The following is a 23,491-nucleotide window of genomic DNA, read 5'->3' as shown; positions in this document are numbered from 1 at the left end:
CGTCAATGCCGGCGAGTTGGCTTAAACGAGGAACGGGTGCATCCATAGCTGCGGGAACTGCGCCCCTAAACCTACATTCAATTCCAGCCCATTTCCCAACCACCTCTCAGCCCGGAGCTCAGCACAACCGCACCAGCTCCTATGCCGGCGACCTGATCCTCAAGTGAGGCTCACCCTGAACCGGAGAACCGGTAGACCCACTTCAAAGCCGGTGCGCAGCCCGGCCCGGCGTCCCAGTGACCGCGCGTCTCTCTGGCATGCCCACAAATCCCTCAGACAGCCTCGCTGGTGAGTCCGAGCCCATTTCCGGCGCCGACCTGCTCGAACCATCAGAGCGCGCCAGCGGCCTCCCCTGACTCGCAGAGGACAGCTAAGTTCGAAGGCCGCCCTTCGGCCAGCGCCGACTTGGCTGAGTAATTTGGGCGACCACGCGTCGTCCATCCCTGTCGAACCCTCGAGCGGGGGTAGCCTACGCAATACGAGCCGACGCCGCGATAGGGAGGATGGCGCATCTGGCCGGATACGCACACCCATCCAACGAACCCAATACCGGCACCGATGACACCAGCGGGGACGGCGAGCACGGCACCCGCATCACTGCCCGGCTTAGATAGGCCGTGCGGGCCCGCCAGGACTCGCGCTCGCCGGGACGTCCGTGATTACACGGCCGTTTCCTGAGGGCGTCCAGCGACTCGTTCTGACCGGCAGCGCCGTTCCGCGGGAGCCGATGCCCCTGCGTCCGATGACGACCGGCAGGCGGCAGGGAGTGTTGAGAGAAATTGTTTGTAGCGGCGGAAAATCCCGCTTGACTGCCTGATAACGGTAACGCATAAGTCCGTTACCGTTACATGAGGTTCACGACATGGCACTGACCCCCGCTGAGAAGCAGCGCCGCTATCGCGAGCGCAAGAAGGAAAAGGACAACTCGCCTGAGCAGAAGCGGAAGCAGGTGGACGCCACTCATCCGTATCTCCAGCAGCCGTTTTTCGAATGGATGGGTCGCGGGTGGGATGACGTTAATTTCCCGCTTGGGCTGATCGGCTTTGAAATCGAGCCGTTCACTGATGATCGTGGCGCAACCGATGTGACCGCAGTTTTTGATGAATGGGGCACGAGCGAAGGCTACTACGACCAATACAAGAGTTCGATCGGCCGGGCGGAATTGATGGTTGGATGCTTACTGGATGCGGCGGGTGAATTGGCAATCTATGTCAACCGCTACAAACGCGAGCAGGTTGCGAAAGCAATTGCCGACATTGAAGCTAGTGACCTCGGCGACCCCACCGCGAAAAAGCGCGCACTAGCCGACATCGTCGAGCTGACGAAGATTCGCGCCCAGCTTGAAAAGGATGTGCGCTGGACGCTGGCGCAATGGAAGGTGAAAGGAGAGTGACGAAGCAGACACCCTAAACCAGACGACCCAAAGACGAACGGCGCGACCTAAGCCGCGCCGCCTTAAGATCCGGTGTTACCAGCACCGGCCCTCTAGTCCGACCAATCATTTGGAGATTTTACATGTCGGAATTTGATACTACCATCGTTCCCGTCGCGCTGGCAAACTCTGCTGATGCGGAGCTCCGGGCGTTCCGCACCTACATCGAGGGCGACGAGGGCTCGCATCGAATCTTCATGATCGAGCTCGATACTGATAGCTTGAGCACGTCCATTTCCCAACCCTTCGATGCCGAGGCAACCGACGCGGAAGGGATCGTCAGCGCGATTGATGAAGCAATCGACCACGCTGAGTCAGTTGTTGCCAATCTTCGGGAGATCCGCGAAGGCTACGCAGACAACCTTGGTATTCCGGGTGCCTTGGGCGAAGTCGCCGAGCGGCTTCGACAGTCGATCAGTAAGCCGCACGTCGACGCTCTCGGTTACGGGCTCGACCTCATGTGGAACTCTGACCGGAAGATGACGCGTGATCTACGCGAAGGGTTGATGACGCTCGGGATGCCGAAGGAGCATCGCGGCAAGGCGATTAATTCTTTCCGTCGTGCGACGGCCGGCGATTGGATGCGTCAGCTTCGGAACGCCGCAGCGGCAGCCCCTTCCGATCTGAAGTCGGAGACCAGCTTTACTACTAAGCTGGCGGTGGCGATGGACGAAGTGAAGGAGGTCGCATAATGGCGATTGTTCCGACTGAGGATTTTAAGTTCGGTTCTCGCGAAGCGCTGGTTTGTGAAATCGGGTTTTTGATCGACGACGCAATGAAGGATGATGGTGAGCATTCTCCTTACAATATCGCCAAGGACATCGTAACCGCCGTCGAGCGCTTGGGGTATTCCAACAACAAGCCCGCCGATGCCGCAGAAGAGATCTATGAGAAGGACGAATATATCCGCTGGTTGGAGGACTGGGCACTTCTGTCGACGTCAAACGGCTTCGAGAGGGATGATCTGCGCCTTGGATTCTATCTTTGGAGTAAGGGAGGGTTGGCCGCGTAACCTTCGCCTGTAACAGCCATAGCAAGGTAGCCGGCCATTACCGGCTACCTTGTGCCCGCCGTCCGCCAGTGGGAGTTGTCGAACTCTTGACCGGTTGGGCGCGCGCCGGCGCCTTTGGTTGGGACCGGTATTACTGGCACGCACTGGCCACGACACGCTCATTGATGCACGTTGGCGGCGCATAACACTGATCGTCACCCGAACGAGGCCCTATGGTGGACGATCTCTGCATTCCTGCTGTCAGCGGTTCATATCGCGCCGACGCATGCCAGCGAGACCCTACGTCGATCTGGGGGCCATCGCTCGAACGTAAAGACCTTAGTGATTTGATGGCTCTTTTGAGCGCGAAGTGCGATGCCGCGCGCTGGATATCGTGCAGATCCCGCGATCCGCATCGAAGAGATCGTCCAACTGTTGAGCAATCTCGAGTTCGCTCCAGGACTTAGACCCATTGCGCAGTTGGTGTTTGGCCCCAACCGGATGTGTGGTTGCAGCGCAGCGGATTTCGAAGCCGGGTTCCCGCCCGGTCGCGATGGCACCATGGACCGTAAGGTAGAGGGTGAGGAGTTGACGGGCTCGGTTCGCGAACGCCCGTCGTTTGTATCCAGGTTCGAAGTCACCGCTCGAACCTTGCTTCTGCTTCGAGTTCTCACCCACGACGAGACTAAGCAAATCTAAAACCCGTCGTTTACCACTGCTCACCCCCAACGCAAACCATCCTCCCCTAGGACCCCGGCATATGAAGATCGCCAGACGTAAGTTGACGGACGCTATCTCCTATAGACGTGTCTCTACAGACAAGCAGGGTGAGAGCGGGATCGGGCTCGACGGCCAACTCGCGGCCATCGAGACGTATGCCAGCCTGGACCGGTTCCGGATCACCGACAGCTTCCAGGATGTGGGCTCGGGGAGGGGTAGGCGAAACCTAGTTGATCGTCCCGGCCTGCAGAAAGCCATCGAGGTAGCCAAGGCTACCGGCCGGCCGATTTTGGTGTCCGGTCTTGATCGCATCTCGCGAGAGGCGAAGACGATCAACGAAATCATCAACGAACAGGGCATCACCGTAATCTCCGCTGGCGATGGCAAGTTGCGTAATCCTCTCATTATCGCCAGTGAGTCTGCTCGAGCGCAGCGAGAGGGCGAACTCATTTCACAGCGCACCCAAGACGCTCTCGCTCGCAAGAAGGCAGAAGGTGCGCAGTTGGGCAATCCAACCAATCTTCCACAGGCGCGTCGGCTCGCTGTCGCGCGGAAAAAGGAGATCGCCGACAACACGGTTGATCAGATCCGCGCCGTCCTCGAAGAACTCGCCGGCCGACCTATGACTGACCGGCAGCTGGTCGACGTCCTCAACCAGCGGGGAATCCTCACGAGCACGAAACGGCCTTGGACCTTACCGGCGATCCGTCGGCCGGCGCGTGCGGCACGAGAGTTGATCCGGGATCGAGCGGCCTCCAACTCAGAGGACCATTACAAGGACCACCCTTTATTCGGGCGCTTCTAGCTCCTACGCTCCGGCATGCCTCTGGCGCGAGTAGAGCCGCCCTGGTTGAGCCTTTGGCCTTGTGAATCCTTGGCAGCCCGATCGAAAGAAGACTCGCCAGCAAGCGCCTATGAGTCGTGCAGGGCACATGTGCGCTCGCTCGCCGTCCCTGTTCGCACACTCGGTCCGTAGTTGCGGCTACGTCACTTGAACGATCCCGGCTAAATCGCGTTGTTGTCGTCGAGCCATTTATGAAGCTTTTTGATCACGTCCGGTCGTATGCGGGTTTCGTTCGAGAGTGCGTATGCGAGAGATTGGTCTAGCGGCTTAAAGCCCATCTCGTGCATTACACTTCCCATGGTCAGACCTCGCCGGCTCATGATCGTTTGGATCCGAGCAGCCACTCCAGGGACGAGACGCCGGTCCGCATCTACCACAGTCACGGGAAATGACGATGGCGCTGACGAATTGGTCCAGATCAGGAAGTCCGCGCGCTCTTTGGCCGTTGCCTTTCCCCAGGCGTTCTTGAGCGTGTTCAGCCGGGTGCCGGGTTTCCGCAGCCCTGCTGCTTCCAATGCCTTCCGAGCGGAAGAATACTTCCCGGCCTTCCAGTCCGCGAAGATAGCTGGATGCTCATCCTCGAGTCGCCGGATGTAGTAGTCGTTTCCGCGGATCTGCTTCGCCATTCACGTCCCTGTATGTTTGTCGATAGCCCTAGACATGGCTACAGGATTGCGCAACTTGGTAGCCATGGCTACGTCTCAACATCAGATGGCAGGCATCGCCTCTGTTTGCAGCGGCCGGACCTCCATTCCGGGTCGTGCAGCTGTGCCGATCAGTTTCCGTGATCGGAGAATGGAACGTAGGTGATGTAGAAGTTCCGGATCATCCGGTGAGCTTTCCTGTGAATTAGTGTAGCCACCTTACCCACAGCTAATCCATACAAACGCTCCGGTCCGGACACCGACGCATGATCCTCGAGGGCATATTGGGGGCGACGCGCACGATTTAGCGGGAGAGGGGGGTGCACCTACCCGTGAACAAGCTCACTGTCCTGTCCATCGAACTCGCGAACATCGGCAGTCGAAATGATCTGTTCCCACCGCTCCATGGTCGCCGCGATGGGTTGCATCACGGGCGCCCGCCACAGGACCCTCGAGGTCTGCCGGCGCGAACTGCCTAAACTAGAAACATCTACGCTCCCGACCTCCACATTGCCTCGATCAAGGTGAAAACGCGGGATTTGAAGTGACTTAGGGGGACGACGGCCAGTTCGTAATCTGACCCTCTGCCAAGGATCACAGAAGCTATCTGGATACCCGTGCAAACGAATGTCCATCTTTAATTTTTTGGCAGTTAGATCCATAATCAGTGAGTGCGATACTGGTGGGTCAACCATGCGCAGACGATGCGACAGGAACTCGCCGGCGGCTATCTATGGTCTCCGGTTTCCGAAGCCAATGGTGCGCGGAGCCGGTTCTACGACAACATGCGACGCGCCGCCCCCGGCGACGTGATCCTCTCCTATGCAGACGGCCGTGTCGGTCGTGTCGGTGTCGTCGCCGATTTCGCGATAAGTGCGCCGAAGCCGGAAGAGTTCGGCGGCATCGGTGCGTATTGGTCTGCCACGGGGTGGCTCCTGCCTGTCGAATGGCTCGACGCTACGCTGGCCGTTCGCCCCAAGGACCTGCTGAACAGGTTGGCACCGCTACTGCCGGTGACCCACTCTCCAATCCAAGCGACCACCGGCAACGGTAACCAGAAGGCCTATTTGGCCGAGGTTGATCAGGCAGTTGTCGATCTTATCCTCTACGCGGCCAATCTGCCCGCGGCTATGCTGCTTGCGGCCCCGGATCGAACGGCGGCAGACTTCGCTACGAGGTTGGACGATATCGTCGAATACGCCATCCAGCACGATACCTCGCTCGGTCAGACCGTCCGCGAGCAACTGGTCCAGGCACGTCGTGGCCAAGGCATCTTTAGAAAGCGCGTGCTTGACATTGAGCCGGTGTGCCGGATCACCGGTATCGATAAGCCCAACCTGCTCATAGCCAGCCACATCAAGCCATGGCGTGCGTGCGGCACCTCCGCCGAACGACTTGATGGCTCAAACGGCCTAATGATGGCCCCGCACGCCGACTTCCTGTTCGATCGCGGACTGCTCGGTTTCGAGGATGACGGCCGGCCGATGTTCTCTTCACAGCTGACCGACACGGATGCCGATAGGCTGGGTCTGCACATCGTCCAGCGGCCGCCTCCGCGTCCGCTCTGCGGCGATAGCCGAGCCTACCTCCATCACCATCGCGCCAACGTCTTCATCCACTAGACCTGCGCCTGGCCAATCTGCGCCAGTTCAATCGCACGCAGCGGCCGACGCTCCAGGTTGAACGTGTCGAGAAACTTCACGTCGCCCCCTCCACTCAGTTTGTCACCGAAGTCGCCATCGACGCGCCAAAGCGGGTGGACGACCAGGAACGTGTCGCCACCCTTGTGCCTCTCCCGCAGCGCGGGGAGCTTCGACGGACCATGGATGTCGGCCACGAGCGAGTCCGGGCGCATGCCGGCGACAGCCTTCGCGAGCGCGAAAGCGCGCTCGTGCCAGCTCTTCGTCTCCGGAAAGTCCTGGTCCTTCGCGTCGAGCCCGGCGGTGTAGCCCGGCGTCAAGAGCGAACGCAGGTAGGCGAGCCCCAGCCGCCAGTCGAGCAGACCATGATAGGACCGGTTCCCGTATCGCTGGATGCAGCGATAACAGGAAGTCTGGCACTGGGCGGCATGGTCGCCATCCTCGTCATCCCGCAGGAAGTCGATCAGCGGCCAGATCGTCTCATTCGTAAGCGTCTGGTGGATGAGATGCACGATGTGCGGCGTGCCATCGCTACGATCCTCGCCGAGACGACGACAAAGGCCGGAACCGTTGATCAGTGAGTCCGCGATCTGCAGCATCGGCTTCCCCTTGCGCAGCCGCGGCTCGAGCGCCTCGAACTCGTCCGAAGCCACGTCGAGATCCAACGCGGCCTTCTGAACCAGGATTTGCGTCGCGCTGATCGCCGCCGAACGCGTCGGCAGGTGACTGTCGTCTCCCTTCCTGGCGACCCGGTCGAGCGTCAGCCTTTCGTCGAAGGCGAGCAACTCGAGATAAAGCGCATCGGTCTCCTTCTTGGCGATCAGGCCGAAGGTGCGCTCGGTATTAGGCTTCTCCGTCCAGCGACTGGAAGAAGCTGCGAGCTCGTCGATGTCGATCGCCTGATCATTTGGAAGGGTCGTCGATGCCGCCCTAGGGATGCGAACATGGCCGTCCTCGGCCTCGCGCACTGTAAATCGGGTGGGTTGCCCGGTATCATTATCTGCGCCGTCATTGAGTTGCATGATGGTGACGCCAGCACCGCGCCGAACACGGAGCGTGCCAGCATCCGCAATCTCGCCCATGTGCAGAACCGTCGCAACCGTGCGCACTGCCATTCGCCCAACGGTATCAAGGTCGGTTTCGGCTGCCTTAAAGTCGGTCCGGAACGCAGCGGGCGTGACGTAATCCTTGAACTCTCCCGGCTCGATGTCGAATTCGCAGTCCTCGCACGGACGTGCGCTCAGCGGCCTAAGCGAGCTGTATCGCGCGGACCCGCACGATGGACAAAGGGCGACCTGGTGCTCGGACTCCGTCCAACGCGAAAGGCTGTCGATCACAACGTCCTTCCCCCGGCGCTCCGGCGGCGAGAGAGTGCCGCTGAACCCGATCACCTGATGCCGCTGTTTATCCTTCGTCAGCACCGCTCCGGGCGCGAACTCGAACACCGCGGTGTCGAGATCGCGGTCCATGGTCGACCACGAATAGTCAGGGTTGCTGTCGTCGCTTTCGGCGCGAACGCCAAGATAGAGTTGCCTCACACGGGTGGGCATTCCATACATCGGCAGAAGACCGCGCTCGGCCAGAAACTGAGCGAGGCCTTGCCGATTGACCGGTTTAAACTCCTTCTGCTTGTCGATCTCCTCGATCAGCTTATCAACGGTAGATGCCGAGCGCAGCCGTTCGCGCTGCACCGGATCAATGCAGGCAGCGTCGACATAGGCGTCACGCGCAGCGATCGTCATTTCAAGGGCCCCCTTCAGCCGCTTCCGCCATTCGCAACCGTCCAGATTGTCATAATAATCGTCCGTGGGAACGTATTCTCCATGGACGTCGGGAGGAACGAGCAGGTCCCCCGGGTAGGTTCCTCCCTCATCGACGAAATCCGCGCGCACTCTCTGGAAGGCGGCCCGCAGCCAGACCTTCGTGAGGAGCCGGCGTGGGATCGGGTCGTGTCCGGTCGCCAGGAACGGCGGGGGCGGCGGATCCCCGGTGATCGCGGCAGGATGTGCAAAGTAGTATGCGTCGTGGCTGCGGCCGCGGCAGAAGGTGATGACGAAGGAAAAGGCCTGTCCGCGGCGGCCGGCCCTACCGACGCGCTGCTGATAGTTGAAGCGCTGCGGCGGCATGTTCGCCTGGTAGACGGTCTGGAGCGATCCGATATCGATCCCGACCTCCATCGTCGTTGTGACTGACAGCATGTCGATCTCGCGCGCCAGCCTGGCCACCTCGCCGAGGTCGTCCACGAAGATGCTCTTAAATTTGCGCAGCCGGTCCGAGAAGTCGTCGGTTTGTCCGGTCAGCTCCTCGCACCGCAGACGGAAACGCGCGACGCCATCCTCCTGCCCCCGGACGATCCGACGGCCGAGAAAATTGGACTCCCACAGCTCCTCGACGTCACCGCTCCGTTCAACCGACAGTGGCTTATAACAGCGCGTGCATCTGCCCACGCCCCGATGGAGGTGGACGCGTTCACAGGAGCTGCAGCGCCAGTAGGGATCACCGGGTGCAGAGATCCTGAGAAAGACCCGGCCCACGCGAACGATGCCGTTGACGTGGCCATGCTTGTCGAACGCCTCGAGCACGTCCCGCAGGTGATCGGTGGTATCGCCGTCGAGCGCGTCGGCGAACTTCCAGACGCGGCTGGTGGGCCTGATCTTGCTCGGTTGGTCCCAATCGGTCGTGCGGTTGGTGTCGTAGAACTTGTTCTCCTGGACCCGCGTCGCGCTGGCGAAAACGCGAAGCCATGCGTCCAGGCGGTCGATCTCGGGACCAGAGTCGCGACTGATCGATGGATACGCGAGCCCAGTCTCCTCAAGTGCGAAAAAGGTGTTGGCGAAGATGACGTCGTCGACGAGCTCCATCAGCTGCTGCTCGATCAAGACACCGAGCTCCTTCTGCTGGTTGTCGTCGAGCCATGGCGCGTAGCTGACCAAGTCGCCGGACTTCTCGAAGGCCTGGAACCAGGGCCGCCCCTTGTAGGGCTTCCGGCCGACCTCATCGAACGGGTGGATGCCAAGATTGACGTATCCAGCGATAAGCGAGCCGACGCCTTCGGACGTGTCCTTGTAGTCGAAGAGCCGGCTGACCCGCACCTTACGCGATTTGACCGACAGGTGGGAATCGTTCGCCTGGGTGTTGATTGCAGCGACCGCCTTGGACCAGGCTTCCATGTCTCCCGCATCGAGGAACTTGTTTGCCTCCGCCATGGCGACCTTGGGGTCGACCTGCGCCGCCACCGCGCGCCTGATGTAGTCCCTCGCAACGGTCACGAGTATCTCGCGGCGCAGATCGCGAAGATGGAGACGCTCGATCTCTAGCGATTGGTTCGCCGCGTCCTGCCGGCTGTCCGAAAAGACGATGCTCTTTGCCTCGGCCCCGACCGCGTGGAGTAGCTCGAACAGCTCGGTCGCCACCAACTGCGACGCCTTGCTGACACCGGTCCGGAACGCACGGATCGGGGACCGCGAACGCGAGCTCGCCAGCCTGTTCGAATAGTCGGTCCCGCAGTTGGGGCAGCAGAACGGCTGAGCGGTGCGATGCCCGTTCGGCGACGCAGTCGTCGACTGATTGTAGAGTCGCCCACCAATGCGGCCATCGGGCACGTCCTCGCCGAGAGACACCACGCCCGATTCCGGATCCAGATGCGCAGCTTCCCATCCGTCCCATCCCCTGCCGTCCAAGTTCGGTGGGAGCCGACTTGGCCAGAAGACCGCGAACTGGTCGAACGACATGCGGTCGTAATATTCCGACGCGCCCCGCTCCGGTAGATTCTCGAGCTCCGCCGTTGACGGCAGAAGTTCGGTCAACGAGCTGGTCCCGACACGCTTGCCGCGCTGTCCACCGAGAAGCAGGTCGCCGCAGGCCTCGCAGTAGAGCATCTCGAACAGGCGGCGTCCACGAACGTCGCCAGACGCGGGCTGACCATGGGATAGCCCGCGCTCCACGCTGAGATCGGTGAAGGTGACCTTGTCCGCGACGAGGGTCGGTGCTCCGAAGAGCCCCTCCACGTTTCGGACGAAGGCGTGGATTCTGAACGACGGCGTGCCCTGCGCGACGCGCGCATTCCACTCCCCGCTCTCAGGCAGGGCGCGCGCGAGCATGAGGCCGTGGACCGCGCCTTCTGCATTCCCGACGCCGCCAAAGAGGCGCTTCCCCAGTTCCGCAATGCTAGTCGCCCGAACACCGTCACCACTCCGGCACCCATGCGTGAGCACGGCCGCAGCCGCCTCGGCGACGCCACGGATGCGATCTTCACCGTCGGCGGTCACCTTTAGCGCCTTGGCCACCTCGGCGATGGCGTCGTCGACGGCACTGGACTTCACGATTTTGGCGATGAAATCGCGGCCGCCCGAGCGCGCCGCATCCACGAGGCGGACGAACGGCTCGGGCGCGATCGCACCACAGTCCCATGGCGGAATGTCGGCCTCGCCCCTGACGACGCAATCGGCCCAGAACTCCTCGGTGATCGATCCGTGATCGCCGGCCTTGGCGCAGGTTCCAAACGGAGCGAACAGGTCGCGCAGATAGCGCCGGGACTGCACGCCGGGCTCACCGTCCATCGGCAGCGAAGCCGACGATGCGAGGATGCGCAGTTTGTGCCGATGGACGGGTTCGTCGAGCCCGAGACGTTGGATCAGCGACTTAATGAGGAACGAGACCTCGGTGCCTGCTGAGCCGCGGATGAGGTGGAGTTCGTCGAAGACGAGGTAGAAGTAGGCGTCGTCGTTGTCACCGAGCCATTCCCGCGTCTTTTCGAAGATCGGCTCCTCGACCTCGCGCGACAGCATCGCGCCCAGCATCGAGGCGTTGGTAACGAGCAGGTCCGGCGGCGTCTCCTGCATGTCCCACCGCGACAGCATCTCGCCGCCGTCGAGCGAAGGGAAAATGAAGCGGGTCGGATCAGGCGCCTCGGTATGCTCCGCCTCGGCCCTCTCCCGCTCGGCCAAATCATGGTCGCGCGCGTCGATTTGCTCCTGATTGACTTTCCTCATGGCCGAACGCAGCTCTCGCTGACGACGTTGGCGACGCTTCTTCTCGACGTCGCCTCCCGCGATACGAGGGTGATCCTCGTATCCGGTCACGGGTGTGGACGAGGTGTATTGGCCAAAGAAGAGCCGATTCATTTCAAACCGGCCGTCCATCACCGCCCGCGCTTCGTCGGAGTCCAGCGTGCGACGCAAGCGGACCATCTGATCCTCGACGAGGGCGTTCATTGGATACAGCACGAGCGCGCGGACGGCGGCCGGCCGGTTCTCGCCGCTCCGCTGAGGGCTCCATTTCCCTTTCGGCGACGTCCACCAAGCCGTTTTGAGATATCCAGCGTCAGGCCTCGCCCAGCCGACCGCCTCGCGCGACAGTGCGGCGAGGATCGGCAGAATGAAGCTTTCGGTCTTGCCCGAGCCGGTGCCGGACGTGACTATTCCGGGTTTGCCAGACCGGATGCCGCGCTTGAGCATCTCAATCTGATGCTTGTAGGGCGCGTAGCGGCCGACCCGCTTTACCTCGCCGATGGCATCGTCCCCGTCGAATAGTCCCGAGTGGACGAGTTCCACAAACGCCAGCTGAGCCTCGTGCGGGAGTTCGGCGAGCGGGCCGTCAGCAACTCCAAACATCTGGTCGATCCGCAGATCGTGCGTCTTGTAGCGTAGGACAGGCTCGAGGAACGAGGCGGTTGCGAAGACGTTCGTAGTCTCGAGCAGACGGCGCCGCTCCGCTGCGATCGTTCGGTCGGCAATGCGGAAGCTCGTCTCCACATACGAAATGAAGAAGTCCCTGATGCGGTTGAAGCCGCCGATCGGATCCAGCATCGATTTCCCCTATTGGCTGGACTTCGGTGCCAGCGGCTTCACGAGATTGAGAACGAGACGACGCGCCTCTTGCTCGTCGCCAAGCAGAATGGTCGCCTCGGCGAACATGCGTGCGGCCCTCATCACGAGCCCAACGCTCCGATGCTGTTCGAGTCCGAGGGTCATGGCGGACACCGCAGAGAGGTCCGCCGGCATCGGCCCTGGGTCGAGCGTTTCGAGGATGATCCGCGACTGGCTCAGCAGCGTGGGTGCAGTCGAGTATGCCTCTGGCCGGAAGGCGTCGGCGATCTCAATCCACGGTGCGTCGTTCGGAAGCGCACGCACTTCGTCATGATCGCGGTCCCGGACCGTGCAGCATACGAACAGGCTGCGCGGCAGGCCGCCACGTCTAAGTGCTTCCGCAAGCGCCGGCATCCAGAACCGTGCGCCGGATCGCTCGATCCCATGGATTGCGATCAGCACCGCGCCACCGTCGCTGGCGGCATCGGCGGCCGACGCCAGCAGAGTCGGCATGCCGGAACCCGGCCTCGCCCAGAGATCGTCCAGCGAGATGAGAGTGGGATCGGCTTCGAGCGAGACGTATCGCCCCGGACAGATAATCGTCTCGGCGACGAGCAGCAGGTCCGCCACCTGCTCGCCGACAAGGATAGGCATTTCGCCCGACAGGAACATGACCAGCAGGCTGTTCAGCAGCTCTTTGCCGTTCTCCGATAGCATGATGTTGCGTGAAATAATCTCCGCCTTCGCCACAACGCCCGATTTCAAGTAGTTCGGGAAGGCGCGCACGATTCCGCCAGCACGGGGCGAAGCGGAAGCCGCGAGGGGATCGGCTGGGCCCAGGCGCTCGGCGATGGCCAGAAGGCGATCGATCTCCCTCTTTAAGTCGGCGAGCCGACCGCGGGCATCATCAGCCTCGCCGCGAAGACCCTTGAGTTCCGCCTCGGTCGCGACAACGTCTGCCCTGGCATCGGTCAGCGCCTCCGCCTGATCGGCGATGCCGCGGTCCAGTTCATCCCTGCGTATGGCGTAGGTCGCCTCAAGTCCCTTGATGCGAATTGCGACATCCCGTTCGGCCTGTTCGAACCGCGCGGCCTGCGTGGCGCGACTAGCCCCATCGTGCTGCGCCAGCTCGTGCTCCATGCGCGCGACTCCCGCGGCGCGTTCTGCATCAATCTCAGACGACAGCACCTCGAGGCGGCCGGCCTTCTCGATAGCGATCTCTTCGGCGAGTTCCGCCTGGAGTCTTTTCCATTCGGCACCGTGCCCATCCTTCACGTAGGCCGCGACCGCCTCACGCACTGCGTCGTTCTGAAGCGCTGCAGCGAGATAGACGTCCATGAGCTCGCGGTCGGCGCGAAGCCTAGCCGCTAGCTCGCCCGAGCGCAGCGCCTCCAGCGCCGCCTCCTTGTCGCCCGAGGCAGCGGACACTCTGCCCGTTCCCTCCTCATGATGGAGGTCGAGCCAGGTCATGATCTCCGAAAAGCGAGGGTCGTTCGCCCCGGCCAGGGAGCGAATGACGCGACCGATGTGGTCGGCCTCATCAGACCAGTCGAACGACGTCATCGGCCCGTCCTCGGGCATGATAAACACGTCGTCGAAGGTTTTTCCTGTGCCGAGACGGACGATGCTGTTTTCGTCGTAGCAGTAGCACTTCACCTCCCGCGCCGCCACGCGGGTCAAGCGAAGCCTTCGGTCCTTAGCGCCCTCCAACTCGGCGACGAGCACCATGTCGCTGGACAGGCGAAAGGCCCAAAGGCCAGGCCGAGCGTCTCCGGCCCAACCTTCCCGGGTGAGCAGTGCGCGATACGCCGGCATCGTGGATTCTGGCAGAACGGCGAAGCGAGGTAGGCGCTTGAGATGAACGACCTTATACTCAGGAGCCCTCGGCCGCGGGTTCTTGACGACATCGAAGTTGACCCAGTCGCCCGGGTTCAAACCCGCGTGATGTCCGGGCCCGTGAGTCTCGACGAAGCCGTCACGCGGGAAGAGCCGCTTGGGTTCAGAAATTGTCTCCACCCCGCCGGGGCTTACCCGACCCACTACTGCGACGGTTCCAAACTGCCCCTGCCGACGGACGAAGTGGCCGACAAGCAGCTTCGATTCCGTCGTCGGGGAAGGATCGTAACTGAGCTCCAGATCGGCCTTCATGCCCCAATAATCCCGTTGTTCCATAGGGGCCGCCGGCTGCCACGCCCACGCCTGAAGGACATCGCCGGATCGTTCACAGGCCCCAGGGAAACGCCATCGATTATTCCGGGAAGAATATCCGTTAGCCAATCGAGATCTTTTCGGCCTGCGACGTAGCTCCATCCGCCAACAGTGGCACCGCCGTTGCTCAGGGTCCGCAAGCGAAGGGCCGCCGCAATCTCAAGCGGCAACGCCCCCTCCGACGTGAGACGGACGATCTCACCGTTCTCATACCGGAAGAGCGGAAGGCCCGCCTGCGCGTGGGCGTCAAGGATCGCCGCATACCGCGAATGAAAGCACCGCTCCGTCCGACCGACAACCCGATAGAGATCGTGGTCGCGCCCGCCTGGGTGGACGAACCGCGTCAGGGTCACGCGACCTGGTGTTGCAGGCCCAACGCGGAAGCGGCCGAGCGTCCAATCCCACGCCGACGACGCCTGATACCCATGACCGCGCACCTTGGTTTCGAGCAGCCTGCTGCCGACCGATCCATCCGGCTGGGCAGGAGCGTTGATCACGGTCCACCCCAGGGCATCCGCAAGCCGGCGCGCCTCGATGTTGATCGCGGCGAGCAGCGGTGGGACCAAGCTTTCAGCTGTGCATCGACGATAGGCGCTGCCGCCCTGCAACTCGACGGCCCCCCGGAAATCGGCCTCGAGCCGAACCGGCACGGCTCCGGAGACGACAACACCCACGATCGGGCCGATTTGGACCGGAGTCAGGGTGGGCCGGCGCAACGTGAAGACGCGCCCCTTCCAACGTTCCCTCATGCGTGCATCGAAGAACGACGCTTCCTGCAGGGCCCGGAGGATTTCCCAGCTGCGTCTACCGTGGACCCGCCCGATGATCGCGACCGCGTCACCCTCGCCCGTGCCTGAGCGCGAGGAGGCATACAGGGCTTCGAACACGTCTTGGTTCGGATTGGGGGTGCCGTCCCATGCTAGCGAGGGTGCTGCCGCGCGCGCGCACGGTTGGCTGTTGGTCAGCTTCCACTCGGATTGCGCTGGAATGGCGTAGGAAGCGGCGTCCGTCGCGGGATGAACTTCGGCCAGCGAGACGAACGAGGCACGCCGCGACCAGTGGGAGGACACGTCCGCCAATGCGAACAGGCCATCGACCGGCGCATCGGCGCGCAGGTCACCGTTTGACCAGACCAGCCTACCCGGTGTGCCTCCGTCTAGCGCGTTGACGTCGACGATGCCAGATGCACCCTCAAGATACGGGAGGTATCTCGGCTGCCCCAGCCAGGCCGAACCCACGCGGATGCCGTCGATGAGGCCTATCGTCCGAATGGTGTGCTTGGCATCGCCGATGCCGATGCGCCGCAGCACATCGATGATCGTCCTAGCTGGCACCGGCTCGACCGAGACCAACCAGTTGCCCGACCCGACGAAGTCGATGACCGAGCCGCCAGCGAGACGTGCATGTCTGTTCGCGATCGCGATATGGAACGGACCGTTGCCCGGAGGTGGTTCGCCCGTGGCCGTCCAGCTCGCGAGGCCACTCGACCGGAAAAATAAGATGCCTCGTCTGATAGAAGGGCCGAGGTTCAAGCTGTCGGCGACCGGCGGAGACGCGACAACGTTCCCTAGTAACTCCGATCCATCATCCGTCGTCCCGCCGACGCGGTAACGCCGGTCACCGTCCTCGTCGAACTCCATGATCAGGGTCGCAGACACAACGGGTGCGTTGTGACCGCACTGCTCCCGCGCGCGCATCACCAACCGCCAGAACCGGTGATCGACCGAAGCCGCCCCCGAACGGAGCGCCTTCTTGAAGTCCTCGAAGGCGACCTTCATTCCGTGCGATGCAGAGGACGTCCTTACGACGGGATCGAGTCGAAGCACCAATGTCGCCGGATCGAAGCCTGCCGTCGGGGCGCGCCCTATCTGCTTGGTGAGCAATCGCAGATCACGCTTGGTTGGAAAAGAGAGATAGCGGGTGTAGCCGATGTGCGTCCAGGTGACCGGTATCTCGGGGAGAATCAGCTTGCGGAAGGGCGCGCCGGAAGCAATCCGACCGTCCAACCACGCAACAAGCTCCCTCCACATTGTGGCAATCCCGCGAAGGTCCATGAACGAACGGTCGATGTTCAGCCATTCAGACAGCTTCGCTCGATACTGGCCTTTGTCCTCGTAGACACCGTCAAGCAGGCTATCTACCAAAAGGCTGAGGGCGAGCATTGCCAAACAGTTCGGCTGCTCTGGACCGTGCATCTTGTAGGTGCCATGCTGCAGACACCAGGTCAGGTGAGGGTCCGTTCGGAGAGCGTGCTTGAATGCTGCTTCGGCGGCATTGGAATATTCGGACCCGAGGCCGCAATAATGCGCTAGGGTTTCAGGCGTGATCTCGAAAGAACGGATGGCGTCGCTGTCCCCGTCGTCGGCTCGTAGCAGCGCCCACGTGAGCGTCCGTTCCCAATCGTGCAATGTCGTTGGAATCGACGACGACACCTGCAGGCCGATTGTCACGCGGATGCTTTCCGATCGGTCGCGGGGATGACGAACGCCTTGGCATGTATGGCCAAAGGCTCGAGAAGTCTGTCGGCGAGAAACCGAACCACGGCCGGCACGACGCCGTCGCCGATGAGGCGGAAACACTCGTTGTAGGTCGCGGGCAAGTTGAAGTCCTTGTCGAGGCCCATCAGGAGCGCCGCCTCGATGATTGACAGCAAACGGGTCCGGACACGATCTCCTTGGACGACGACGATGCGCGGCCTGGACGCGCCGCCCTTCGGGGTGCGAAGACAACCGAGCGTCGGACCGAACGCGATCTCAGCACGCTGCACGTTGCCGCCCTCGGAGCTGGGGCGCATGCGAAGATAGAGGCTCCCAACCATCGCTCCCTTCTCGTCCTTGGCTATCGCAAGTCGATCGAGATGCGACTGGGTCATCATGCTCAGCAGCCTTTCGGTCGCCTCGTCGGAGTTCCATTCGGCGTCGTCGCCGAGATTGATGATGTCCGTGAGCTCAAACTTCTTCGCTACTGGAGGCGCTCCCGGCGACCACCAGACCCAATTCGTCGCGTCATCTGGCGGCAGCCCCGCACGGGCGCGAAGAAGTATTTGCGAATGCCAAGGCGCTTGGGGAAGCTCCGTCTGCAGAGCTGCGGGGACTGGCACCTCGCGACGAATGGCGATGATGAACACGCGCGGGCGGGATTGTGGCACAAAGTGCGATGCATTCACGACGAGGGCACCGAATCGATAGCCGATTTCAGCGAGTGTGGAGCAGAGTGAGCGAAAGTCCGCACCGCGGTTCGCGTTCAAGAGGCCGACGACGTTCTCGACAGCGAGAAGAACTGGATGGCGTTTCTCCTTGGCTAGGCTGTGGATGATTTCGAGAAACGGCCAAACCGCACCTGATCGGGTGGCAACGACTCCACCTGCCTCACCAATTCCCGCCTTCGATCCGGCTTGTGACAGATCCTGGCAGGGGAAGGATGCCCACGCCAGATCGGCGAGGCCCCCTAGATCAGTCGAAGAAACATCCGCTACATCGCGGGAATCAAAAACCTCGCCGGACCAGTTATTGGCATAAGATGCTTGCTTCAGCCGGTCACAGTCGTTAGCGAATACACAGTCCCATCTGCTGCCCAGGCCAGCTCTGGCCATTCCCACGCCCGCAAAGAATTCGTAATACTTTAGCTTTTCAGACGCCAAGCTCGCCCCCCGACATTCATCGTGGCATCTATAGCAGTCTCGATCGAACCCGTCGGAGTTTTATCGATCATGTCCTTCGATGTCACAGATTTCTGAGATCGTTTACGCAGAATGAATACCGTGAAAGTGGGGTGTGAATGCATGAATTGAAGCACGGCACTGGGTGACACCGAGCAGCACAAGCCGCAGCCACTTCTACTATCGTTGGAAGGCGCATGTCCAAGCAGCGCCGAGGCTGAGTCGTGACATGCTTCCACCACAGAAAAAATCGCAGAATCATGGCATTCTCGCTTCGCGACTCTCAACGGATCAGATCACAGTATGATCGAGTTGATGATTCTCCACATGCCGCAATAGACATGAGCTTCTATGAGCATTGACCCACTACGCAGCCGCACAATGGCGGCGGTCAAGTCGAAAGACACTCGACCCGAGATGATTGTAAGGCGTCTCGTTCACCGCCTAGGATTTCGCTTTCGCCTTTATCCCGCCGACTTACCGGGTAAGCCAGACCTAGTGTTTCGAAGTCGCCGAGCCGTTATCTTCGTCAACGGATGCTTTTGGCACGGGCATGGCTGCGCGCGTGGCGCCAGGGTGCCGAAGACCAACACTTCATACTGGCTGGCGAAAGTGGGGCGGAACGCGGCACGGGACATCTCGACTAAGGCCGCTCTCGAAAAAGATGGGTGGCGCGTTCTGACGATATGGGAGTGTCAGACGAAAGATGCCGACACGCTCGCACCTGCCGTCCGGAGATTCTTGCTAGGTCAGTCGCCCCAGTAGAAACTACCAAGCGCGGACAGCGCGTTCGAATTGTGGACACCCAGCCGAAAGCGCGGGTTGCCACCGGCAGGCCCCTCCTCGACGCGGTCGTAGACGTCGATGGCATGATCGGCGCACAACACCATAAGGGCCGCGACGGACTCATGAGGGATATCGATTGTAACGATCATAGCGACACCGTGAAGGACTGCAAGCCTCCTATCTCAGCACAGGCTCGCGTGGCAAGTTCCGGTTTATCACTCGGGGAACCGTTCCGGTGGCTTGTCTCGTTCAATGAGGAGGGTAGGCTCTCCTTTGACCAAATTTGACTGAACCAGAACGTGTCCCGAGTAGTGGTGTAGTTCGCCGGCAGCAAAGCCGCGAGCGCGCGCTCTTATGCAGCTCTACAGCGAAGCGAGCGGCTCTGCGGTGGTTATCGATGTTCGGCGGTTAGGGTCGAGTTGTTCAAGACCAACTTGCTTCGAGGAACGACCGATGACCGACGACCTGATGAACCTGCGGGCGCTGGTGGGGAAGACGCCCGACGCCGATGTCTTGCGCGAGATGATCGGCTTTGCCGCCGAGCGGCTGCTGGGGCTGGAATTGGGCGCCGCAACGGAGGCCGGCTATGGCGAGAAGGGCCCGTTGCGTCTGGCGCAGCGCAACGGCTACCGGGAACGGGATTGGGAGACACGCGCCGGCACGGTGGAGTTGCGCATTCCCAAGCCCAGGAAGGACTCCAACTTCCCGAGTTTCCTCGAACTCGGCGTATGACCGAGAAGGCGCTGACCGCGGTCATCCACGAAGCCTTCGTCCACGGCATCTCGACCCGCGCCGTCGACGACTTGGTCAAGGCGATGGGCATGAGTGGCGTCTCCAAGAGCCAGGTGAGCCGGTTTGTGCGACGAGATCGACGGGGGGTGAGAACATTCCTCGACCGGCCGATCGAGGGCGATTGGCCATACCTGTGGGTGGATACCGCCTATGTGAAGGTTCTCCAGAACGGCCACGCGGGCCCGGTCGCCGTCACTATCGCGGTCGGCGTCAACGGCGATAGACGGCGCGAGGTTCTGCGCAGGGGGGCGGCCCCTCCGAGGCCGAGACCTTCTGGACCGCCTTCCTCAGAAAGCTCACGCGCCGCGGCCTGCGTGGCATCATGCTGGTCATCGTCTGCCATATCTACCTGACCAATCACCGCCATCTATGCGAGATCGCGACAAAGGTGGTTCCCGAGGTCAGGATCCACGAGATTCCGCAGTGGTGAGATGCCTGCATAACATGTCATGTCGGTTCTTCAGATAGTTCGGGCAGCACCCCGCCGCCTGAACCGCGTCCGCTCAACGAGATTGTCGACCGCGGAGGGTTGGCTCAAAATATCGATGGTCATTCCCTCCGATGGCACTACTGCGGATACCTCCGCCGGTTTGAAGATCGCTGGAAAAGCTAAATGAATTCAAGCATCGAAAATGGCATGGTTTGAACGTGTAAGCCTATGATATAATACAATTACCTCAATCCGTCGGGTCGACCATTCCTTTTTCATCAAACAACTTCAGTGGTTTGTGGATGCCCTTCTTAGACCCTTCTTGCAGGTATGAACCCATTTCGTTCCCCATCGTCCAATGGTGGGAAGGCTGACAAAGTGGCATTTGCGCTTTGGGCAAGGAGCTATCCATCAGCCGGCTGTATATATGGACGCTTATTTGACGTTTCGATGCCTAGAAATCGCCATGATCTAGTTGGCGCTGCAGCCTGTCTCGGCCAGATGGCAACATACCGCGTTGCCTGGCGTTGAGAGCTGCGTGTCCGCGCTCGAAACGATAGGCTCTCGTGTTGACAAAAGACACGAATGAGTGTGAACGCCAAATTGTAATCTGTCCAATAGGAAAGCCGGATCGGCGGCTAATAGCCGTCCTGAGGCTCGGTTTTCGGGGTGGATGGTCGGGTTCAGATGTGATTCCAGACGATTGTCGACGCCAGCTTGGAGCCTGTCATCTGGACGCCGACCACCTAGCGGCAGCATAGCCGCGATCACCTGCGTTACGGAAACGATCTGTCGGACGCAGAGAGGAGGATTATTGAGCCGTTCATGGCGCCCGCGGCCAAGACGGGCCGGCCGAGACGGTGGACGATGCGCGAGATCATGGATGCGATCTTCAACGTGCTGCGTGCTGGCTGCCCCTGGCGTGTGCTGCCCAGGGACTTCCCGCCGCGAACGACAAAATGTCGCCGGATTCCAGCAAAATCATTGTAAGTCTACCTTCGACAGCAATATCAAGACCTGTTTTTAGATGTCCATAGTCGAAAATAGGCTATAATTGCGATTGAAGCTGTGATGATCTAACTCAGCCACCGTTCAGGATATACGTTGCGCAGAGAGCTAGTTTACGGAAGGGATTCTGATGACAAAGTATCGCGTCAAGGTCTTTTTCATGCACGAGAGGGAGGAAGCTGCCGCCAGCGCTGCTGAAAACGAAGCGACGCTCACGGAGACGGAATGGACTGAGAGTTACGTGATAGGGGTGGTCGATTCGAAGGACGTCAGTCGTCTCACCCGAGATGGCCTCGTGATAAAGCCAATCGAGATAATTGAATCACGGTCGGACGCCAGCTCGTCTGCGATTGCCGTTCAGAGGACGCGCGTTCGGGGCGGCGGGCCAGCCGCTGGTGTTCCCCGCGGGCTTGCGCGGATGCAGGGCCCGCGCCTTTTGGCCAGCACGATCGCCGACAAGGGTGCGGATGAGAAGATCATATCGGAGGATGCCCATCGCCCGCAGTTCTACATCGTTCGGCTTAACGGTCCGCTGACTGAGAAGCGACGAGGCGAACTGAATGATATCCGGCTGATTGAGCGGTTGAGCAGCAACAGGTATACGTGTCGTCTTACACCGAGAGAAGTGCGCGCCTGCGCGGAATTGTCTTTCGTTGACAGCATCGAGCTTTACTCAGGGGCGGACACGTTGCGCGTCGCAGACGCGGAGCGAGGTGGGGAGCCGTTTTCGAGAGAGCACACATTTCGCGGCCAGGGAACGGTGTCTGCGTCGCCGCGATTCACGTTGCCACACGCGGTGCGGATGCATCGTGCCGAAGACTTGCCAAGGGTAGAGAGATGGTTGAGGAAGGAAGGTGCCAAACCGGTAGTTACCCATCCGGACGCTTTGCGCGTGTCGCTGAGGCAGGGTAGCGACGTCCTGATAGAGCTTTCCCGCCTGCCCGAGGTCGCAGTTGTGGAAGAACTGCAGCCGCCGCGGCTTCTCGACCGGATGGCACGAGAAATCCTAGGCATCGAACGTTCCGGCAAGCCCCAGCACAGGTTTGAGGGGGAGGGCCAGATCATCGGCGTGGCCGACACAGGCATCGATGATTCCCATCCAGATTTCAAGGGTCGCGTGATTGGTATCAGCGCCTTGGGTCGGCCTAACGACCATAGCGACCCCGAGGGGCATGGAACCCACGTAGCAGGGTGCGCGCTCGGCGACGGGGCTAGGTCGAACGGCGATGTGTGCGGCGCTGCGCCAAAGGCAAAGCTCTTCTTCCAGTCCATTCTCGACGCCAATGGCGGGCTCGGCGGGCTTCCACACAACCTTGAAACGCTTTTCGCAGAGGCATATCAGAAGGGCGTCCGCATTCACAACAACAGCTGGGGCGCATTCGCCTATGCGCGATACTCAGAGATGTCCTTGGATGTCGACCGGTTCGTCGCGGCCCACCCAGATATGCTCATCGTCATTGCAGCGGGAAACGACGGGATTGCGGTGCCCCGTGAGCAAGGAGCAAAGGTCAATGCGCACTCTGGCTTTGTCGACTGGCCTTCTGTCGCCGACCCAGCGACGGCGAAGAACGGGCTTACGGTTGGAGCGAGCCGCAACAGCCGCACCAGCGGCGGCTATGCGATGCTCACCTGGGGCGAAGCTTGGCGCGAGAATTATCCAAAACGTCCTATCGCCAGTCAGAAAGTTTCGGGCGATCCTGAGTGTATCGCTGCGTTCAGCAGCCGCGGGCCTTCCGACGATCTGAGAATCAAGCCCGACATCGTCGCCCCGGGGACGGACATCGCGGCGGCGAAATCGAGCCAGGCGGCGCTCTATAAGTTCTGGGGCGCTTACCCGAACAACCCGCACTACGCCTTCATGGGAGGCACAAGCATGGCTGCGCCTTATGTCGCAGGTTGCGCGGCGTTGGTGAGGGAGTGCTTTCAGAAAGAGGGCAAATGGAAGGAACCGAGTGCCGCTCTTCTGAAGGCCACTCTGGTCAACGGAACACGGCGGATCACCGGTGCCTGCGCTGTCGCTCCGTTGCCAGGGGAGCCGAACTTCCATCAGGGCTTCGGCAGAATTGACATGGCTGCGAGTATTCCCGGCTCGGCTGCTCCCGGATTGTCGCTCGCCTTCGTCGACACCTGGAAGACGCCAGCCCAAATACTCAAGCGCACCGGACAACGGTTTCGCTATCTGATTACGGTCGGCGACAGGTTACCGATGCGGATATGCCTCGCTTGGACGGATCCTGCGGCGCGGGGTCTTCAAAATAACCTGCTGTTGCTCGTAGATAATGTAACCGGCGAAAAGTTCGTGGGCAATGGCAACGCAGCGGCCGTCCTCAACATCGCCGGGATGAGTTATGATCGGAATAACAACATCCAGATCGTTCGTATCGACAAGCCAAAGTCGGGAGGTCACACCATCGTTGTGTTGGCCGAAAACCTCTTGGAGCCACCCCAGACCTTTGCGTTGGTAGTGACCGGCGATCTGAAATCGCGCCCTTCACTTGTCTCCGAACTCTTCCCCGAAATATGAGGCCAAC

13 protein-coding genes and 2 pseudogenes are annotated in these 23,491 nt (G+C 61.0%); 9 read left to right on the top strand and 6 right to left on the bottom strand.

The genetic code is table 11. The features are described from left to right. Nucleotides 1-862: 862 nt before the first annotated feature. The 4 genes from ACSBOB_RS26835 (at nt 863) to ACSBOB_RS26820 (ending at nt 3,948) form a co-directional block, all read left to right on the top strand. Nucleotides 863-1,393 carry a hypothetical protein gene (locus tag ACSBOB_RS26835; RefSeq protein WP_442579101.1) on the top strand — a complete coding sequence of 177 codons (531 nt, stop codon included), beginning with the start codon at nt 863-865 and terminating at the stop codon, nt 1,391-1,393. A gap of 122 nt (nt 1,394-1,515) precedes the next feature. Then, on the top strand, nt 1,516-2,124 hold the full coding sequence (locus tag ACSBOB_RS26830) for a hypothetical protein (RefSeq protein ID WP_442579100.1): 609 nt from the start codon (nt 1,516-1,518) through the stop codon (nt 2,122-2,124). Further along, a complete protein-coding gene (locus ACSBOB_RS26825) occupies nt 2,124-2,444 on the top strand; it encodes a hypothetical protein (protein ID WP_442579099.1) in 321 nt (106 codons plus the stop codon). The genes ACSBOB_RS26830 and ACSBOB_RS26825 overlap by 1 nt, the downstream gene beginning before the upstream one ends. A 739-nt stretch (nt 2,445-3,183) precedes the next feature. Continuing rightward, nucleotides 3,184-3,948, top strand: coding sequence for a recombinase family protein (locus ACSBOB_RS26820; RefSeq protein ID WP_442579098.1), 765 nt, complete (start codon nt 3,184-3,186; stop codon nt 3,946-3,948). A gap of 200 nt (nt 3,949-4,148) precedes the next feature. On the opposite strand, the gene ACSBOB_RS26815 is transcribed toward ACSBOB_RS26820, so the two are convergent. Further along, the gene (locus ACSBOB_RS26815) at nt 4,149-4,613 is read right to left on the bottom strand and encodes a hypothetical protein (RefSeq protein ID WP_442579097.1); all 465 of its coding nucleotides are present in this window, start codon (nt 4,611-4,613) and stop codon (nt 4,149-4,151) included. 722 nt (nt 4,614-5,335) lie between these two features. Here ACSBOB_RS26815 and ACSBOB_RS26810 point away from each other — a divergent pair. Continuing rightward, nucleotides 5,336-6,253, top strand: coding sequence for an HNH endonuclease (locus ACSBOB_RS26810; RefSeq protein ID WP_442579096.1), 918 nt, complete (start codon nt 5,336-5,338; stop codon nt 6,251-6,253). Here the strand turns inward: ACSBOB_RS26810 and ACSBOB_RS26805 are convergent. From ACSBOB_RS26805 to ACSBOB_RS26790, 4 genes are read right to left on the bottom strand one after another with little or no spacing between them, the layout of a single operon-like run. Then, entirely contained in the window at nt 6,250-12,078 is a 5,829-nt protein-coding gene (locus ACSBOB_RS26805; protein ID WP_442579095.1) for a DEAD/DEAH box helicase, read from the bottom strand. The two genes, ACSBOB_RS26810 and ACSBOB_RS26805, sit on opposite strands and share 4 nt — an antisense overlap. 9 nt (nt 12,079-12,087) lie before the next feature. Continuing rightward, complete coding sequence (locus ACSBOB_RS26800) at nt 12,088-14,226, bottom strand: hypothetical protein (protein ID WP_442579094.1); 2,139 nt, start codon at nt 14,224-14,226, stop codon at nt 12,088-12,090. Next, entirely contained in the window at nt 14,223-16,736 is a 2,514-nt protein-coding gene (locus ACSBOB_RS26795; RefSeq protein WP_442579093.1) for a hypothetical protein, read from the bottom strand. Before ACSBOB_RS26795 ends, ACSBOB_RS26800 begins: the two co-directional genes overlap by 4 nt. Further along, on the bottom strand, nt 16,733-17,926 hold the full coding sequence (locus tag ACSBOB_RS26790; RefSeq protein ID WP_442579092.1) for a DNA cytosine methyltransferase: 1,194 nt from the start codon (nt 17,924-17,926) through the stop codon (nt 16,733-16,735). Before ACSBOB_RS26790 ends, ACSBOB_RS26795 begins: the two co-directional genes overlap by 4 nt. Nucleotides 17,927-18,295: 369 nt before the next feature. On the opposite strand from ACSBOB_RS26790, the gene ACSBOB_RS26785 reads away from it, so the two are divergent. Further along, complete coding sequence (locus ACSBOB_RS26785; RefSeq protein WP_442579091.1) at nt 18,296-18,709, top strand: very short patch repair endonuclease; 414 nt, start codon at nt 18,296-18,298, stop codon at nt 18,707-18,709. Here ACSBOB_RS26785 and ACSBOB_RS26780 read toward each other — a convergent pair. After that, on the bottom strand, nt 18,694-18,879 hold the full coding sequence (locus tag ACSBOB_RS26780) for a hypothetical protein (RefSeq protein WP_442579090.1): 186 nt from the start codon (nt 18,877-18,879) through the stop codon (nt 18,694-18,696). The genes ACSBOB_RS26785 and ACSBOB_RS26780 overlap by 16 nt on opposite strands. Before the next feature lie 304 nt (nt 18,880-19,183). Here ACSBOB_RS26780 and ACSBOB_RS26775 point away from each other — a divergent pair. From ACSBOB_RS26775 to ACSBOB_RS26765, 3 genes and pseudogenes are all read left to right on the top strand, one after another. Next, nucleotides 19,184-19,952, top strand: a pseudogene (locus tag ACSBOB_RS26775) (transposase). Between the two features lie 771 nt (nt 19,953-20,723). Further along, a pseudogene (locus ACSBOB_RS26770) lies at nt 20,724-20,909 on the top strand (transposase); the annotation flags it as partial. A 181-nt stretch (nt 20,910-21,090) separates the two neighbouring features. Beyond that, entirely contained in the window at nt 21,091-23,484 is a 2,394-nt protein-coding gene (locus ACSBOB_RS26765; protein WP_442579089.1) for a S8 family serine peptidase, read from the top strand. The last annotated feature ends 7 nt before the right edge of the window (nt 23,485-23,491 follow it).

This window comes from Mesorhizobium sp. KACC 23794, assembly GCF_052180275.1.
GTDB lineage: Bacteria > Pseudomonadota > Alphaproteobacteria > Rhizobiales > Rhizobiaceae > Kumtagia.
The sequence above is the reverse complement of the archived record's forward strand: the minus strand, read 5'-3'. Positions and strand labels throughout refer to the sequence as shown.

What these genes read in the sequence shown, in the direction of transcription:
- ACSBOB_RS26835 (WP_442579101.1), top strand. Translation starts at nt 863, where the DNA reads ATGGCACTGACCCCCGCTGAGAAGCAGCGCCGCTATCGCGAGCGCAAG.
- ACSBOB_RS26830 (WP_442579100.1), top strand. Translation starts at nt 1,516, where the DNA reads ATGTCGGAATTTGATACTACCATCGTTCCCGTCGCGCTGGCAAACTCT.
- ACSBOB_RS26825 (WP_442579099.1), top strand. Translation starts at nt 2,124, where the DNA reads ATGGCGATTGTTCCGACTGAGGATTTTAAGTTCGGTTCTCGCGAAGCG.
- ACSBOB_RS26820 (WP_442579098.1), top strand. Translation starts at nt 3,184, where the DNA reads ATGAAGATCGCCAGACGTAAGTTGACGGACGCTATCTCCTATAGACGT.
- ACSBOB_RS26815 (WP_442579097.1), bottom strand. Translation starts at nt 4,613, where the DNA reads ATGGCGAAGCAGATCCGCGGAAACGACTACTACATCCGGCGACTCGAG.
- ACSBOB_RS26810 (WP_442579096.1), top strand. Translation starts at nt 5,336, where the DNA reads ATGCGACAGGAACTCGCCGGCGGCTATCTATGGTCTCCGGTTTCCGAA.
- ACSBOB_RS26805 (WP_442579095.1), bottom strand. Translation starts at nt 12,078, where the DNA reads ATGCTGGATCCGATCGGCGGCTTCAACCGCATCAGGGACTTCTTCATT.
- ACSBOB_RS26800 (WP_442579094.1), bottom strand. Translation starts at nt 14,226, where the DNA reads ATGAAGGCCGATCTGGAGCTCAGTTACGATCCTTCCCCGACGACGGAA.
- ACSBOB_RS26785 (WP_442579091.1), top strand. Translation starts at nt 18,296, where the DNA reads ATGAGCATTGACCCACTACGCAGCCGCACAATGGCGGCGGTCAAGTCG.
- ACSBOB_RS26780 (WP_442579090.1), bottom strand. Translation starts at nt 18,879, where the DNA reads ATGATCGTTACAATCGATATCCCTCATGAGTCCGTCGCGGCCCTTATG.
- ACSBOB_RS26765 (WP_442579089.1), top strand. Translation starts at nt 21,091, where the DNA reads ATGACAAAGTATCGCGTCAAGGTCTTTTTCATGCACGAGAGGGAGGAA.